Genomic DNA, 16716 nt, shown 5'->3' on the forward strand with positions numbered 1-16716 from the left:
CAGATTCGTATGGCAAGAGTTAGGTTCGGCTCAAGAATTGATGCAGACTTGATTCGCATGGCGAAGGAGAAGGCCGAGCAGAACGGACTGGATGGCGCGAATGCCGTCATTGAAGCCGCCTTGCGGCTCTACTTCGCGAACTGCGCGACGGAGGTCTGGGAGAAGACGCTGCACGGCGGCTGGATTAAGAAGATTATCGTTCGTCCGGGCAAGGTTGTCATCGAGAGTATCCGCAGTCGCAAGGTACGTTCGCGCTACAATCCGCAGACGTTCTCTGACGATTCGCTCACGCCCAAGGGCTGGAAGAAGGTCTGGAAGATGAAGCAGGGGTAAGCCTCCGGGCTTCCCCTTCTCCCTGCAAGAGCATCTACGGATTTCATTCGCCTGTCGATTCTCGAATGGACGGATGAAATCCGTAGGGGTTCTTGCCCCGAACAGCCTCCCACCGGACAGGCAGGCTGCGCTATCATTGCGGGCTTTGACCGAAGCTGACGCTCGAACTGAGGATGCCGCCTGTCCGGAACGGCTGTATTGCAACAGTATTTACGTATCTCGCTTATCTTCGTAGGCGGAATACGTAAGGGCTGTTGCCCTTAAATCTGTCGCCATCCGGCTAGACCGGACAGAGACTGGCTTTGCTGTCCTTGCGGGCTTCGCAAGAAGTTCACGCTTGAGCCAAGGGTGCCGCTCTGCTCCGCCTGGTTACGGGTGCGACCATTCAAAGGAGGCTAACATTTGCATACGGAACAACTCCGTTACCTCTATGTCGGAGTCGACCTACACAAGAAACAGCATACCGCCGTCATCTTGAACTGCTGGAACGAGAAGCTTGGTGAAATGACGTTCGACAACGCCCCCGCCGCCTTCCCGTTCGTGTTGGAGGCGGTAAACAAGCGCCTCCAACCGGGCATGACCGCCGTCTACGGTCTGGAGGACACGGGCGGTTACGGCTGGGCGTTCGGGCTGTACCTTGTGAATCAAGGCCAGCGGGTGAAATCCATTAACCCGGCGTTCTCTAGCGCCAAGCGCAAAAGTTATGCCACCGTGCAGAAAAACGACAGTTGGGACGCTGAATGCGTGGCTCGGGAACTGCGCGACGACATGAACCATCTGCCGGACTTCAAGCCCGACGAGCATTATTGGGTTATGCGGCAATTGGTTATGCGCCGCAGAGGGATTGCCAAGAGTATGTCGGCGGTCGTTCGGCAACTGCACGTACAACTCAGCTACGTCTATCCCAGCTACCGCAGCTACTTCAGCGAAGTAGACGGCAAAACGGCGTTGGCATTCTGGCGGGCGTTCCCGTCTCCGCGCCAACTGGAACAGGTGACGGCCAGCCAGCTTGCCAAGTTCTTGCGCAAGTACAGCAACAACGCTTGTTCCACGAAGAAGGCGGAACAGATTCTGTGCAGCGTGAAGGCCGACGGCCTTGTCGCTGGCGATTATGTCACAGAAAAGGAACTCATTATTCGCTCTCAGGTTCGGCAGCTTCGCTACTTCAAGAAGGAAATCGCGGAGTTTGACGAATCGCTGGCGAACATGCTGACGCAGATTAATTGCCAACTGGACACGATTACCGGCGTGGATGTGGTCACGGCGGCGGAACTCACCGCCGAGATTGGCGACGTCTCGCGGTTTTCTTCCGCCGACAAGCTGGCCCGATATGCCGGGATTGCCCCGATCTTCGCTGGCTCCGGCGGCAAGGGCCGCTACTACAAGAGCAAGCAAGGCGACCGTTCCTTGCACAACATCTTCATGTCGCTAGCGATCCGGCAGCTTGTCGTTCACCGGGGAACGAAAACGCCAAGAAATCCGGCCTTCCTCGAATACTTCCACCGGAAGATGGCGGAAGGCAAAACGAAGAAACAGGCTTTCGTCTGCATTATGCGGCGACTCGTGAACATTGTGTACGGCATCTTGAAGCACAAAACGCCGTATCGCCTGCCGGAAAGAACGGACTGTGGATAATCCCTTGAAACGATTATCGTTGTATTAATGGAGAAGCGTAGCTCAAGCGAAGGCGCGGGAGCCGATTTTTGTTCTTAAAAGAAGCTCCCGCGAACAACTAAACAGTTCCACAAACCGTAAAGAAGTGCTATTTTATGGGTAGTGTTCTATTGTCTTGGAGATTGAGCTTTATAGCGTAGGATAGCTACGAGGGAACTCTGACCAATCCTTTGTCTCTCAATCTATACACCTATACTGCCAACAATCCATTACGTTATATTGACCCGTCCGGGCACGATTATGTTATGCCAAGTTCCAAAGAAATTCGAAATATGTCTAAAGATACAACATTCTTAGGGATGCTTGGCTATTTTTTAAGTGCGCTAAAAATAAATCAAAATAGCGGGTATGACAGTCTATTAAATTCTGCCGCCAGTTACGATTTACAAATGCTAAAAAGAGGATACGAAGTTGGAACCAAAGAAAATCAAACCGTAATGGCGATTCAAGGACTAGCTTTAAGGAATGATGGGTGTAGCTACCTAGTGGGCGGTTGCCAAGGCGGTTCTGCATCTATTATGGAGTACGGGGACGGTTATCTTGCAATTGACTTACTTTTGAACGGGACGACAACATCGTATGTTGTGGTTGGCGTAGAAGGCGGCCCTGTTCAATTTGAATGTAATTGCTTCACAGCAGAACTACGGTTAAGACCCAAGATGGAGAAAAACCGATAGAAGAAATTGCTGTCGGTGACAAAGTACTGGCCAAAGATGATAAAACGGGTGAGATTGCCTATAAGGAAGTCACAGGACTTTTCCAAAAGCAAACTGATGAAATCTATTATCTTCATATTGGCGACGAGATCATAGAAGTTACAGGGGAACATCCATTCTGGCTTGATGGAAGCGGATGGACTTATGTAAAAGATCTAAAAGAAGGTGACTTTCTTTTAAGCAGTGACGGGCGTAAACTTTCGATAGATAAAATAGAGAAAGAGCCTCGAACTGCAACAGTGTACAATTTTGAAGTACAGGACTTTAATTCTTATTTTGTTTCAAATCTCGGGATATGGGTTCACAATTGCCAGATTGGCACGTATACGATTACTTTTCAAAGCGGAACAGTTTATCATGGAATAGGACCAATCAGTCGTATGAACCAGTCTGCAAGATATCAGTCAAGTGTTAACAATGACCCTGTAGTTAGTAAAACATTCACACCCGCTGTGGATCGAAGAGCAGCGTTTATTGAAGAAGCCATTCGAATTCGAAAAGATGGTGGTCCAAGCAGTAGATTGAATTACAATAAGATAAACAGTCCGGGAGCAAAAATATGGGAAGAAGAGCAAAGAAGGAGAGGAAGACCTTGAATAATAATGACCGGGATGGATTTAGATTTGCAGCAGGTCCTTTAAACAGAAATGTCATTATGATTGAAGACCATAGGGTCGAAGATTATGTTAAGTATATTAATCTAAATCGTTTTCGTTCGATTTACTTTAGTATCTTGTATTACAATTTGGATAATGTTGATTGTTTAGAGCAATTAGAACAAGTAGAGACTGTAAATATCGGAGCGAAAGTTTCAAATTTTGAAGGTTTATACAGATCAAGCGAAAGTATCAAGGTGCTATTGTTAAGTGATATTGTAGGTCCCATTGATCTATCGCGATTGCAGCATGTGGAAGAAATGGCTATTGAGATGAATAAACATGTCCTAAACTTGGAGAAGTGTAAGCAGTTAAAGGAATTACGTATATGGAAGTACAAGAAGAATAACCTCGAAGAATTGTTTGGCCTCACAAACTTAAACTCAATAACAATAACACAAAGTACACTTGTAACATTAGACGGTTGTAATCGTTTTGACAAATTGGAACGAGTCGAATTGAATTATATGAGCAAACTTGAAGATGTTAATCAACTAACAGATCTGGCCGATACGTTGAAAGTGCTCCGAATCGAATCCTGTAAAAAGATTAATTTCGATTCTTTACATCAGCTAAAAAATTTAGAGAAACTTTCATTACTCGATAGTGGTTCGATTCCAAGCTTGAGTTTTGTGAAAAGTCTGCCCAAGTTGAAGTTTTTGGTATTCTCAAAAACCAATGTAGTCGACGGCGATCTTTCTTACTGTGAAGGAATAGAATATGTGGCTTTTGATAACAAAAAACATTACACCCATAAGTCAAAGGACTTTGACCAAAAAATACAAACTTAAAGCCTCCTACATTAACAACGGAGTAGACCCCTAACCTGATGACCAGAGCAAACGGCTTGCCCACTTGTTGATTCCTCCGCAGGCGTGGCTTGCAGCCCTTCATTTCCGTTGGACAGAATCCCTGTCTCCAACGTTTAGGAAGGCTGTACGCCGCCCTGTGGCTTATAGATCAACAGAGGGCAAGCCGTTTGTTCCATCCGGATCGGGTTCAGAGCATTGCTTTTTTGAAGTGCAGATATGGAGTAGAAGCGGAATTTATACTCATAATGTAGGCGAATATGGAACATCATATTCCTACTACTAGGAGGGCGAATATATGGGAGTAACCTTCACAGCAATTTTTCAAAATAAGGGATCTGATATTAGTCAAGCTTGTAAAAAGCTCACCGAGATTATGTTAGATACACAAAATCAGGAAGAAATTTGGAGGTGGAAATACAGGAAAAGGGATTGTGAATCTCCTGAATGCATTCAGATTCATGGTCAACTGGAATTTCAAAATGCAAGAGGTTTTCATATTGAACTGGGTAAACATTTCTTTATGCTAAATTTGTTAATAGGATGGTATACACTCTTAGAAGATGAACGATTGCAAAACCGACTGCGTCAAGATTTATCCCGTTTCTCTAAAAGATTTGGACCAGCTATTTATTTGCCGAGCTCTTGTGAGGTTGATGCGATAGTTTTTTTACAACGGGAACGAACTTGGGAGGATTTAAGATTCACTTTAAGTGAAAATTGTGGCAATCAGAAAAAAAGCTTAAAAGAATTATTAGCATGTATAAATCGTGGAGAGAAACAATGTGGTTATTATGTTGAGTTGTTTTAACAACTTCAGAAATCCTTAAGGGTTAGAAGTGAGGAGTGCTCACATATATAGGAGGGTCGCTAACGTCCTTACTTCCTAGCGTACAATGAGCAGAAGATGGCGGCAGGGAAAACCAAGTAACAAGCGATTGTCTGCATCATGAGGAAACTCGTAAATGTCATCTATCACTTAATGAAAAAAAAGTCAGTATATGTAATCCCAGTAGTATCCAGTAAGGAAGCGGCATGATAAAATCATAGTGTTGGGCGGCGATTGTGCGAAAACAGTCTGCCGTCCATTTTATTAGAAAAGTACGCTTTATTAACTAGGATACGTATAAAGGGCAGATTGAAATATTTAACGAGGAAAGTGAACATCTCAATGGGGGGCGCGTATGCAGATATGGTTACGGCTACTGCTGATAGCAGTAATAATAATTAGTGCTTCATCGATTGTTTGGTTTCTTTTAGGTTCAACAGCTTATTTCCAACGAGGAATGGATATTATCGGAACTGCCATAATGTTTGGTGTTGCTGTTCCCACGTTCTTGTTAATTGGATTATTTACTATCCTACTAATTAAAGGATGGACTCCCATGAGCGGAGGACAGTACGTTGTTCTTCATAGGACTGGTAGTATCTATATCACTCTCAGTCGCACTAAGCCAAAGTGTAAGCACATACGGTTGGGCGAACGAAAAGATTGAAAGCGACACAGTAAAAGTTACAGCAGATAACAAATATGAATATCGAATTGACTTAATTAATTTATTCCAAAAGAACAGTCATGCTCGACTGTACTTAAAAGATTCAGACTCGGGAACGGAAACTCACATTCCTGTCGATATTCAGACGAGAAAGATTGTAGGACTTGGGGTAGAGAAGGTAAATCACTGGGTCATGCTAGAAACAACGGACACTGCATCTGAATATATTCTATATACGACAAAAGAACTCGGCATACCTGAAGAGAAATTCAAAATAGACATCATAGCAGGGACATCAAGTAGGGTTAATTAAACTTTATCTTGTCAGGTAGTAGGAGTTATGATGATTCAATACCCCTGGGTTATTATTCTGACTTGAGATTCGGTGTTAGGAAAGCAGATTAATTCAGATCGGCCAGTAATGACTTAACTTCTATAAGAGTAGGTGTTTGTAATGGCAAAAGTTCAGTGCTGTTGCGGAGAGATATTATCCAATCATCATATTACGAAGACAAACCTGAACCTGATTTTGATGTATGGAAATGTTCCAATTGTGAGAGGTTGCTCTTTTTTGATGAGGGGAAATTGATTAAGACTTATTCCTTGGAGAAGTGATAATTAAGACATACAAGGCGGAATATCATTGAATTCTAAATTAGTTACAATATTGGGGATACCCTTGGTATTAATTCTGATGATTACTGCTTACTTCATGTTTCCTTGGATGGCTATATTTATTGGAATTCACTCTGAATCCGATCCACCTAGCCCGCAAATTAAATATGGCGAATTTCCTTTTCGTCTCGAATATGAGCAATACGGTCAAACGATTGTCATTGAAGATACGCTAATATGTGAATATGTGGGTAATCGTGCTGATGAAGGTCGTGGTAAATATCGAGAATGGAAGCAATCTATAGCTAGTGGAAAAGAAAGAATAACATTGTTTAAAGAAGATGACACCACAGAAATATATTTTCCTACGGAAAGTGCGAATTATTTCATGGGAGATACCGACACAAGCACAGACGACAATCAGAATCTTTCTCTACTCTCTAGTGCTCTTATAATTGAAAAAGTGGGGAGAGGTCAGCAAACCGCAACAATAAGCGCAAGCGAACTATTAAATAATTATGGCATTAAATTGATAAAGTGGGATATCAAACAACCAATAAAGAATAGTTTTTCTTAACTTCAATAAACAATTAGAGCCACATGGAGATTTTACTTCTGCCAATGGAAGTTATAAGTACAAGTCAAGTTATTTTGGGAGGTGATTATCGGTGTTTATGATTAATTATAAAATTAACAGTGATCAATTAATTCCTTCAGAATTAGCACCTGAGATCTATGGATTTATTGAACTGTTAATTGGTAGTAATGCTTATGGATGTTATCCGAAAAGTCCTGTACCATATGAAGGTTCAGACTTATTATCCACTTGGTTTGAACAACTATCAGAAAATGCATGTCTGTTAGAAGAGCATTCCATAGTTATAATTAATGATATAACTTCGTATAACACCTGGCTTAGTTTTAATAGAATTGATGAGGACAGCGTTGAAATAAGTGAATTATTATTTGATAAACCTGACGGAATTCAGTCGGTTATAACTCAACCCATTCCAGAAGCAACTTTGGGTAAAATCAGTAATATTCCGGTGAAGATCATTGACTTTAAAAGGGAAGTATTCACCAAAACATCTCGGTTCCTTAATGAAGTTTTAATTAGCAATCCACTATATAGACAATTCCCTTGGGTAATTAGAATTCAAGAAAACTTATCAAAAATTATTTAATAAAATACTCGCCAACCAAAGTGGAAAAAGACTCTTCGGTATTCTTCACGGGACAAGCTGGTTGCTTACATTGCTGAATCTGATTTATTGACGGCTACTCAAGTGAAATTACTTATGGAGGATATTAAATGGGGGATAGAATAGTATTTTCAATAGTGGTATTTATTATTACTTTTGTGCCTGGATTAATGGGTGTCTTTAAACCTGTCCTTGCCTATAAAACGACCGCTACAAATACTCTCAAAAAGACACCCTCAAAATCAGCAATTAAACGATATAAAATAAGCAGTTATATTTCAATGATAATTGGGTGCGTGATGATCGTATTAATTTTGCTTGGATACACAGATGTAGGGTAAAGAAAGCGGCATTCGAAAGATACACAGCCTAAAAAACGACTCGAACAAGATGGAAATGAGAAGTTTTTATTAGATAAGTCAAGAAGGGAACATATTTTAAACCAAGTACTGGGAAGGCTCATAATGAACGTTGTTGGAATTAAGGAATATTAGTGTTGACTAATTTGGTAAGGTAGACGACATCCTTAAATAAGGAGCCAATATGAACCCAATAACAATTAATTTAGATGAAGATGCGCGGTTTCCACTTAAAGATACATGTTGATCCTTGTGAGTCGAATTTTCATCCTCAGGCTTTAGGTTTTTTTTCGCATCCGGATAGTGCAGAATTAATTGTTAGTTGTAGTGATTTTGAGCCAATTAACAATTACACTGAGAAAGATTAACTCTTGAATTGTTTCGTTAGGTCAGCGCTCACGTACTTTGTCGGTAGGGCAAATACCGTCAATGACGTGAGCGTTTGTGCGTCAAGCACGCCAAGCATCAAGTGTACATTTTAGAAATTGCTGCAATAAGCAACTAAATAGGAGAGATGATTTTGTTTGAAAATGTTAATTTTGAGCCAGGGGAAATAGTCTATAATGATTTACAAATAGATGAGCATGATTCCTTGGAGAAACATCTTGAGAATTTGAAAGAGGATTTATTTCAAGTGAATTATGAAGATAGATTTATTATTGATGTGGGTTGGCATCCTTCTTTCTCAAAGGATGGAGTTTTTAGAGTTATGGTAATCGAGGATTTTGAATGGGATAGCCCAATATACCAAAAAACTTGCCGATCAATGGTTGAACTTAAGATATGTATTGAAGAATCGGTTGCTGCTGTTCAATCAAGACTATAACATTCGCTGGACCTTAATGAATCAAGAATTTTACGAAAGGACTCAGCCCTAATTACTCCAATGATTACATGCACGCAAAAATGCATGTTTGGTGATGCAATCCTCTTTCTCGTATCCCCTTTGCTGTCATAGCTTTATCCAAATTTTAAAAGCATTTCTTGGCGATATACAGGACCAAAGGCGGTGTTAGGGTGAAAAAAGCTCATGGGACTCACTTGAAGAGCATTTATCCTATCGGCATTAAACGTGCGCTAATTCCATTTGAGCATAATGGGAAATGGGGCTACTTTGATCAAGAAGGCAATGTAGTAGTCCGACCCCTTTACGATGATGCGGACGCATTTAGCGAAGGTCTTGCTGGAGTCCGAATCTCTGATTTCTGGGGATATATTAACGAGGAAGGTTCTGTAGTCGTTACTCCGGAGTATCACTTTGTTGGTCCGTATGTTAAAGGACAATCTATCGTTAAGAACTCCAAAGGATATTTCTTAATTGATCAAAGCGGCGTTCAAATTAAAACAATTACAGGGGACTTCGAGATCGATGAACCGATTGAACAGGCAGCTTCACATGGAGAATGGATCAAAATCCAGCATGAGGAGCGGTTCGGTTACATCAATTTTTCCGGCAACATTGTTATTCCACCTCAGTATGTAGAATCTGGAACGTTTAGTAATGGGCTTGCATGGGTGAAGTCCGATCATGGCCGCTATTCCTTTATCGATTCCTCCGGGACTACAACCATTGGGTTGCCAGATCATATTATTCCCGATTCTTTCTCGGAGGGAATGGCGGCAGTAAGGGACATTCATAGTCTGAAGTCAGGCTTTATCGATACAAACGGGCAATTGATCATAGCGATTAATCTATCCAATCCCGATTCTTTTTCCGAAGGCCTGACGACTGTAATTATCAATAACGGGAAAATGGGTTACATTGATCTCCAAGGTCATTTCGTTATAGAGGGAGCGTATGATGAAGCTCTTCCGTTCATAAACGGAACTGCCCTCGTTTCGATTGGCGATAAGTCCGGTTTTATTGATAAGAATGGTGACCTTGTCGTCCCCATGCAACAATTCGATTATATAGATGTTCAGTCATACTTCTTGAACAGTAGTGTGGTACTCGTTATGCAGGATGGAAAATATAAATATATCAATCGGCATAACGGAAAAACAATATTTGAAATTCAATAAATCCCTAACCTGATGACCAAAGTAAACGGCTTGCCCACCAGATGATTCCTCCCCAGTGGCTTGCCCTGCGGCTCGTGAATGAATAACTTTCTTTCTCGACTTTCCTACTACTCGATAAAAACTGCAGAGTAAGAATTATATTGTCGATATCCTCGTGCCTAATGAATAATCGTACTTCCTCTTTGATTGAATCTTGCAAATGCAACTTAGCAATGCAGTATATTTATTCTACGGGTTTATCGATAACTGTTAGTGAAGCTGACGTAGTTTTCTTATACGTCCAACATAGGCGTCAATAAGGAATCTGTTTAGGGTAGTTTGTTATCTCATTTTAGGTGTTGTAGCCATATGGAGATGTGATTATGGGGGTAGTAGCCATTTTATTTGGTCTAGCTTTTCTATTTTTTCCTAGACAAATTTGGATGCTTGAACGTTTTATGATTCAGATCAAAAAAGGAAAAGTTAGCATAGGATCAGATTCGCCTACAGCTTTAGTCATCATTATTTGTAGAATAATCGGTGTTTTCAGCCTTTTACTAGGTATATTGTTCTTGGTTACTTAACACTTAGGGCATGGATTCGGTATTGTACCGGGCTCATGCCCTTTCGCTTGCTCTACCATCTCCCGCTCTACAGATGCTGGAAAACCGGACAGATGGCACACTCGTTATTGATAATAATTCTCATTTGGAATAACATAAATGCAACTATGCGATTGCGGAGGGAACGAAATCAGATGACGAAAGAAACAGGGGCCAGCAGCATTTTTACAAAAGAGAGAATTGCCGATGCCGTGCAGCTATGGACGCGCTCGTCCATCTCGTTAATAGATGTTCGTCATCAGTTGATACGTCCAGACAAGCCTCTGCAGAATTACATCATGCCGACCAGCATGCTGATCTATCCTGCGGCGGGATGGCCGGTGTCCAAGTGGATCGCACCGTCTACCGACGGAGCGCTTTGGTCTTTTTCACGGGGCAAAGGGACGGAATTATCGATTCATCCTGCCGATACGCCATTGGATACCTTCATGATGCTATATAAAGCGGAGACGGCACCCTTCTACCGAAGAGAAATTCATTGTCTGCTGGAACGAATGAATCCTTTCTTGCAAGCATACGGGGCTGTCCAGTAGTAGTCAGCGAAAGCTGACTGCGGGATGCCCTATTTTTGTTGAATAGAAGTTACGACCAACTCAGGAAAGGGCGATTTGCATAAACAAGAAATGTACAACGATCGTTGCTGCAATCCCATACTGCCGGCACAGATATCCGCAGGGGCGGACAGAAAGTTCTATTGAAGCTTACGTCATAAAGATATATAATGTACATATTGTATAAGTACAATATGGGAAGTGAGCTTGTATGGAGATTATTATCAGCAGTAATACGAGTAAGCCGATCTACGAACAAATTGCATCACAGATCAAAGCGATGGTCATGAGCGGTGAGTTAAAAACAGGCGATCCCATTCCATCCATGCGCTCGCTCGCCAAGACGATTCATGTAAGTGTCATCACCGTGCAAAAAGCCTATGAAGATTTGCAACGAGATGGCTTTATAGAAACGACGGTTGGACGAGGCAGTTTTATCTCTGCACAGAATCGGGATTTTATCCAGGAAGAGCAGCAGAAAATCGTCGAGGAATACTTAAGGCTCGCTGCTGAAGCCGGGCGAACAAGCGGAATCAAGCTGGAACAACTTATTGAGTTGTTAATCATGTTTTACCAGGAGGACTAGCTTATGAATTATTGTTTAGAAGTCAAAAATTTGTTCAGGACTTACCCAAATTCCAATTTTAGCTTGGAGGATGTTTCCTTTTCTCTTCCTAGAGGAAGTATCATGGGCTTCGTTGGAGAGAACGGGGCTGGAAAAACGACAACAATGAGTATGATTTTGAACACAATAAAGCGCGACAGCGGAACGATTAAAATATTTGGAGAGGAGATGACGGACGAACGAACCGACATTCGCAACCATATTGGAGTTGTGTTTGATGCCATTAATTTTCCGGGGGCGCTCACTGCCGATAAGTTATCTGCGGTGTTCCAAGATATTTATCGAGAATGGGACGACGCTCTCTTCCGTAATCTGATCCGCAGACTTCAGGTGCCCGCTCAAATCCCAATAAAAGACTTGTCGCGGGGTATGACGATGAAGCTAGCCACGGCAGTGGCTATGTCACACGGGGCAAAATTGCTGCTGCTCGATGAGGCGACTTCCGGCCTGGATCCTATTGTAAGAGAAGAGATGCTCGATTTGTTTTTAGAGTTTGTGGAGAACGAAGAGCATTCCATTCTCATGTCTTCCCACATTACCAGCGACTTGGAGAAAATCGCGGACTACATTACCTTTATACACAAGGGGAAAATCATTCTGACAGAACAGAAAGATACACTTCTATACAAATTTGGCATGTGCCGCTGCAAAGCGGATCAATTTCACACCCTTGACGAGTCGGAGTATGTTGCCTATCGAAAAAGAGGACTGCAGATCGAAGTGTTAATCTCTGACAAAGACAGTTTTTCCAAGAAGCACCGTGATTTCATCGTTGATGGTGTGACGATTGATGAGATTATGCTGCTACTGGTCAAGGGGGATCAATAAATGAGGGGACTAATCCGTAACAACCTCTATTCCATGGCAAGCAACATCCGCTTATCTTTAATCATGGCCGCATTTCTAGCATTGGTTCCTTTAGTGCTCAAGGAGACGTCCATGATTCCCATGATTTTTGCCGTACAAATCTTCCTGTTTGTTGCGAATACCGGAGCCTCGCTGCGAGTGGATGAGACTTCGAAATGGAACAAATTTGAACTGACGCTGCCGATCAGGCGCCGTACCGTTATTGGGGCCAAGTATGTGTCGTTCTCCTTGCTTATTCTATTGGGAGTGTTGATGAGCTTGCTTACGCTTGCTCTTGCTTATGTTACAGGAGTACAGCTCGATTCGCAGCTTGTGATGTACGGTTATGGTTTCGGATTGACCTTGTCCATCGCATCAGTGGCTTTGATGTATCCGATCATGCTGAAGATGGGGACGGAGAAAAATGAACTCGTCGTATTTCTCTCGGGATTTGGTGCGGTAGGGATCATGCTGATCCTGGCCGTAATCCTGTCCCCTGTTACAGGAGGCATGCAGCTGCGTCATCCGCTTGTGGGTATGGTGTCTACTTGCACGTCAACAATCCTATTTGCGGTATCCTACTTTGTGTCAGTCCGCATCCATCAGAGGAAAGAGTTCAAGTAGTGGAGGGCAGGATCGACTGGACTGGACGGGGCTCAACGGTCAGCCGCGACAAGTCAATAATACAGAACTATAATATCCCCCGACTTAATTGCTGAGAGCAATAAAGTCGGGGGTTTTTCACAGCTATAGATGCTCTCGGCAACGCAACTATTTTTGCTTCTGAGGGATTTGGATCGGCAAGTCCAGCCACGCAACGCCGATATCCCGGTGGAAATGGTCAAAGCCGCTGCCCTCGACGCCGTCGTAGAAGAGAGCAAGCTTGTCTCCTAGGCGAAATACGCTGGGAGCGCCAATTACGGATTTGGACCAGCTGCACATGCTGCCGTCGAAGACGAGCGCTTTGTCGTCAACGTTCCAGCGCTGAATATCCTTGGTCCAATAGACCCATACGGCATCGGTGTATTCCTTGATCTCGTTAATCCCGACATGATTGGTGAACAGAAACCAGGTTCCGGTTTCTTCCTCGAAGAAAACCGTGCTGTTCTCGATCTGCTCTTCCAGCGGAAACAACGGCTCGGGGTCGACCGTCCACTCCCCGTCCAGATCCTTCGTGCGCGCAATGCCCAGCGTTCGCTTCGTGATCTTGTTCGAATCCAGCACCGACGCGCTGAAAAACTGCAAATATTCGTCCCCGTCTTTCACGATGGCCCCCGAGCTGGCAGTCGTGCTATAGTATGTGTTCTCTTTCATTCTGAACGGAACGATATCCTGCTTGATCCACGGTCCGTAAGGAGAATCCGACTTGGCCTTCATCGTGACATAGGGGAAATCCGGAATGTCGTAGGGATGCTCGCGCTTGTAGTCGGAGCCGATGTAGAACATGTGCCAAACTCCGTTTTCCGGATAGGTGACCCCGTAAACCGCGCAGCTGGAATCGTCATCGCCTTCCTGACCGAGCTCCAGAATCACCCCTTTTTTCTCCCAGTGGATCAAATCCTTGCTCGTGGCCAAATAATTTCTCCAGCCGGTCTTGTCGTCGGAGGCGTCGTAATGCATGAGATAAGTGCCGTCATGCTCGAATACGAGAGGCTCTCTGATCCCATAGCCGTCCAGCTCCGCGCTGCCCCGTTTCAGTACGATTCCTTGATCTGTCGCGGGGATCGTCAGCTGGGCTTCCGGTCTTCCGTCCAAATATTTTGCACCCAAATCGATCACGCCTTCCCTTGTTGGTGGAGCGCCACTGCAGGGCATGTGACGCAATGGCTCTCATGATAACGCTTGCTTTCGAAACTGACAAGCCCTTAATTTTTCGAGATTGAGGGGGAGAGAGAAATTTATTCGCAATCGTTTTTTGACTATTGACAGCGGTTTCATATGAGGCTACAATTCGATTAATTGGTCTGACAACTTACTAGTTTATCGTCTGGAGAGATGAGGATGCTCAAGTCGCTAAAGAGACAAAAGCTGCATGAGTCCATTACGGAGGCCGTGCTCAACTATATAGAGCAGAAGGGGTACAGTCAGGGCGACCGGCTGCCTACGGAAAGATTTTTTTGCGAGCAATTCCAGATCAGCCGACCGACTTTCCGCGAAGCGATGAAGAAATTGGAAAGCTTCGGCGTGATCGAGATTAAACCGGGCAGCGGCATGTACCTTCGCGCCGAGAAAACAATACTGGCGGAAATGGCGAATTTCACGTTGAAGGTTTCCATGGAGAAGAAGGCAATCCTGGAGCTGATCGATATGCGCGAGATGATGGAGAAGCATGCGATCGATCAAATCGTTAATCAGGGCCAGTCCTTCTATCTGGACAAGCTCGGGGAAATCGTCGATGAATATGATCGCAAGAGGAACAAGGGCGGGATTCCTCGGCAAGAGGATTACTTATTCCACCTGACCCTGTACGAGGGCTCCGACAATCGGCTGATGCTCACGCTGTTTCAATCAATCAAGGAAATGGATACGCTGTGGGCGGACCGCGTCATCGATGGGCTGGATATGCATGTATTCGGACGGGAGACGGAGCCGCTGCACCGGATGATTTACGAGGCGATGAGAAGCGGCGACGCCAAGAAGGCCAAGAAGCTGATGGGCAAGCACTTCGAGATTATGCGGGACGACCTGAAGAAGATTGGAGGTTAAGAGTTCCTCCATCATTCTCGCTATAATTGGTCAGACAACTATCCAAATAGAAAAATTCGACATTTTTCTCGACTTTATTTAAGGAGGTGAGGGGAAAGACCGGCAGTTCGTGAATCACACAACCTATGAGGGGGATTTCCGTATGTTGAAGAAAATGACAATCGGATTATGGGTTTGCATCATGGTCGTGGTTAGCGCTTGCTCATCGTCCGGGGGATCGAATGAAGGCAGCGGCAACGGCAAGGGGAGCGACAAGGTGGAGATCAGCTTCGTCGACGTTTCTCCATCTCCGGAGCGCACCAAATACTTCAATGAGGTGATTGCCGCTTTCGAGCAGGCGAATCCCGATATTAAAGTCAAAATGGAAACGGTCCCGTGGGACCAGGCCTTCAAAAAGCTGGCGATGCAAGGCGCGAGCAAAACGATGCCCGATGTCGTGAATATGTATCCGGCTTGGTTAAATACATTCGTTCCCGCAGGGTACTTAGAGCCGCTGTCCGCTCAATATGACGCGTGGTCGGACAAAGAAAAGCTGACGAGTTTTGTAAGCGATATCACGATGGAAGAACAGCAGCGCAAAGTTTATAACGACATCTACTATATGCCCGATGCTCTCATGTCGGGGGCGCTGTTCGTTCGCCAGGACTGGTTCAAGGAAGCCAACCTGCCGCTTCCGACCACCTGGGAGGAATTATTCACGGCCTCGGAGAAGCTGACCGATCCTGCCAAGAATCGCTATGGATGGGCGTATCGCGGCTCGCGGGCGGGCTTTGACCAAATCTTCGCCTATATTACGGCCGTTACCGGCGGAGAGACCTACGAGAAGGACGGAACTTCGGTGCTCTTGAGACCGGAAGCGCTTGAAGCCTTCGTGAAATTCACGGACATCTACAAAAAAGGCTGGGCTCCGAAAGACTCCATCAACTGGGGCTATCAAGAGATGGTGCAGGGCTTCACCTCCGGCGTTACCGGCATTCTGAACCAGACGACGGAAGTCATCGCCACCGCCAAAGCGTCGATGACCGACGACAGCTGGACGGTTATTCCTTATCCGAAAGGCGATGACGGCAAGCGCTATATCGGCGCGTCGGCCACATGGGGATACAGTGTCTCGGCCACCTCCAAACACAAGGAAGCATCCTGGAAGTTTATCGCATTCCTGTCCACGCCGGAGAACAATCTGAAATACTCCAATACGCTGACGATGATTCCGATCTTTAAGAGCGACAAGGGCGCGGAGGGACCGATGCAAGGATTCATCGATACCCTGGACGATCCGGACAGCTATCTGGTTGCCGATCTCGGGAATTTCCCGGAGCTTGGCGAATTCCGCGAAAGCTTCATGGATGCGGAGGTTCAGAAATACTTGTTGAATCAGCAGTCCGCAGAGCAAACGGTAAAAAATCTGGGCGACTTCCTGACGAAGGCGCAGCAGAAGTATATGAAGGAAAACCCCAATGTGCCTTTGCCGCACGTTACGAAGCCGCAAATGAAATAAGAGCCG

General features: G+C 44.5%; 20 protein-coding genes and 1 pseudogene. 20 read left to right on the plus strand and 1 reads right to left on the minus strand.

Annotated features, from left to right (window positions below; genetic code table 11):
* The 18 genes and pseudogenes from ACFO1S_RS21140 to ACFO1S_RS21220 form a co-directional block, all read left to right on the plus strand.
* Window positions 1-333, plus strand: a 333-nt coding sequence (locus ACFO1S_RS21140) for a hypothetical protein (protein ID WP_378127505.1), incomplete at its 5' end; no start/stop codon positions are given.
* A gap of 402 nt (window positions 334-735) precedes the next feature.
* Complete coding sequence (locus tag ACFO1S_RS21145) at window positions 736-1968, plus strand: IS110 family RNA-guided transposase (RefSeq protein ID WP_204605587.1); 1233 nt, start codon at window positions 736-738, stop codon at window positions 1966-1968.
* A 311-nt stretch (window positions 1969-2279) separates the two neighbouring features.
* Window positions 2280-2684, plus strand: a complete 405-nt coding sequence (locus ACFO1S_RS21150) for a hypothetical protein (RefSeq protein ID WP_378127507.1) — start codon at window positions 2280-2282, stop codon at window positions 2682-2684.
* A complete protein-coding gene (locus ACFO1S_RS21155) occupies window positions 2633-3319 on the plus strand; it encodes a polymorphic toxin-type HINT domain-containing protein (RefSeq protein WP_378127508.1) in 687 nt (228 codons plus the stop codon). The genes ACFO1S_RS21150 and ACFO1S_RS21155 overlap by 52 nt, the downstream gene beginning before the upstream one ends.
* Window positions 3316-4170 carry a leucine-rich repeat domain-containing protein gene (locus ACFO1S_RS21160; RefSeq protein ID WP_204605586.1) on the plus strand — a complete coding sequence of 285 codons (855 nt, stop codon included), beginning with the start codon at window positions 3316-3318 and terminating at the stop codon, window positions 4168-4170. The genes ACFO1S_RS21155 and ACFO1S_RS21160 overlap by 4 nt, the downstream gene beginning before the upstream one ends.
* A 316-nt stretch (window positions 4171-4486) precedes the next feature.
* The gene (locus ACFO1S_RS21165) at window positions 4487-4999 is read left to right on the plus strand and encodes a hypothetical protein (protein WP_204605585.1); all 513 of its coding nucleotides are present in this window, start codon (window positions 4487-4489) and stop codon (window positions 4997-4999) included.
* Between the two features lie 66 nt (window positions 5000-5065).
* Window positions 5066-5227 (plus strand): annotated as a pseudogene (locus ACFO1S_RS28735) (IS110 family transposase); the annotation flags it as partial.
* Window positions 5228-5592: 365 nt separating this feature from the next.
* A complete protein-coding gene (locus tag ACFO1S_RS21170; protein ID WP_204605584.1) occupies window positions 5593-5997 on the plus strand; it encodes a hypothetical protein in 405 nt (134 codons plus the stop codon).
* A gap of 330 nt (window positions 5998-6327) precedes the next feature.
* The gene (locus ACFO1S_RS21175) at window positions 6328-6876 is read left to right on the plus strand and encodes a hypothetical protein (protein WP_378127511.1); all 549 of its coding nucleotides are present in this window, start codon (window positions 6328-6330) and stop codon (window positions 6874-6876) included.
* A 91-nt stretch (window positions 6877-6967) separates the two neighbouring features.
* Entirely contained in the window at window positions 6968-7483 is a 516-nt protein-coding gene (locus ACFO1S_RS21180; RefSeq protein WP_204605582.1) for a hypothetical protein, read from the plus strand.
* A 128-nt stretch (window positions 7484-7611) separates the two neighbouring features.
* On the plus strand, window positions 7612-7842 hold the full coding sequence (locus ACFO1S_RS21185; RefSeq protein ID WP_204605581.1) for a hypothetical protein: 231 nt from the start codon (window positions 7612-7614) through the stop codon (window positions 7840-7842).
* Between the two features lie 538 nt (window positions 7843-8380).
* Window positions 8381-8686 (plus strand): hypothetical protein, encoded by a 306-nt coding sequence (locus ACFO1S_RS21190; protein WP_204605580.1) that lies wholly within the window; start codon window positions 8381-8383, stop codon window positions 8684-8686.
* A 191-nt stretch (window positions 8687-8877) separates the two neighbouring features.
* Window positions 8878-9882 (plus strand): WG repeat-containing protein, encoded by a 1005-nt coding sequence (locus ACFO1S_RS21195; RefSeq protein WP_204605579.1) that lies wholly within the window; start codon window positions 8878-8880, stop codon window positions 9880-9882.
* A 362-nt stretch (window positions 9883-10244) separates the two neighbouring features.
* Window positions 10245-10445 (plus strand): DUF6199 family natural product biosynthesis protein, encoded by a 201-nt coding sequence (locus ACFO1S_RS21200; RefSeq protein WP_204605578.1) that lies wholly within the window; start codon window positions 10245-10247, stop codon window positions 10443-10445.
* A 173-nt stretch (window positions 10446-10618) separates the two neighbouring features.
* A complete protein-coding gene (locus ACFO1S_RS21205; RefSeq protein WP_204605577.1) occupies window positions 10619-11017 on the plus strand; it encodes a hypothetical protein in 399 nt (132 codons plus the stop codon).
* Window positions 11018-11246: 229 nt separating this feature from the next.
* Window positions 11247-11621, plus strand: a complete 375-nt coding sequence (locus tag ACFO1S_RS21210; protein WP_204605576.1) for a GntR family transcriptional regulator — start codon at window positions 11247-11249, stop codon at window positions 11619-11621.
* A gap of 3 nt (window positions 11622-11624) precedes the next feature.
* The gene (locus ACFO1S_RS21215; RefSeq protein ID WP_204605575.1) at window positions 11625-12488 is read left to right on the plus strand and encodes an ABC transporter ATP-binding protein; all 864 of its coding nucleotides are present in this window, start codon (window positions 11625-11627) and stop codon (window positions 12486-12488) included.
* Complete coding sequence (locus ACFO1S_RS21220; RefSeq protein WP_204605574.1) at window positions 12489-13130, plus strand: ABC-2 transporter permease; 642 nt, start codon at window positions 12489-12491, stop codon at window positions 13128-13130.
* A 147-nt stretch (window positions 13131-13277) separates the two neighbouring features.
* Here ACFO1S_RS21220 and ACFO1S_RS21225 read toward each other — a convergent pair whose 3' ends face one another.
* Window positions 13278-14285: a glycoside hydrolase family protein gene (locus ACFO1S_RS21225; RefSeq protein WP_378127512.1), complete on the minus strand. Its 1008-nt coding sequence runs from the start codon at window positions 14283-14285 to the stop codon at window positions 13278-13280.
* A gap of 222 nt (window positions 14286-14507) precedes the next feature.
* Here ACFO1S_RS21225 and ACFO1S_RS21230 point away from each other — a divergent pair, with 222 nt between their 5' ends.
* Together ACFO1S_RS21230 and ACFO1S_RS21235 are read left to right on the plus strand one after the other, a co-directional pair.
* Window positions 14508-15212, plus strand: a complete 705-nt coding sequence (locus ACFO1S_RS21230) for a FadR/GntR family transcriptional regulator (protein ID WP_204605572.1) — start codon at window positions 14508-14510, stop codon at window positions 15210-15212.
* Window positions 15213-15354: 142 nt separating this feature from the next.
* On the plus strand, window positions 15355-16710 hold the full coding sequence (locus tag ACFO1S_RS21235; protein WP_204605571.1) for an ABC transporter substrate-binding protein: 1356 nt from the start codon (window positions 15355-15357) through the stop codon (window positions 16708-16710).
* Window positions 16711-16716: the final 6 nt, after the last annotated feature.

Origin of the sequence: Cohnella boryungensis, from assembly GCF_042651945.1 — a bacterium.
GTDB lineage: Bacteria > Bacillota > Bacilli > Paenibacillales > Paenibacillaceae > Cohnella > Cohnella boryungensis.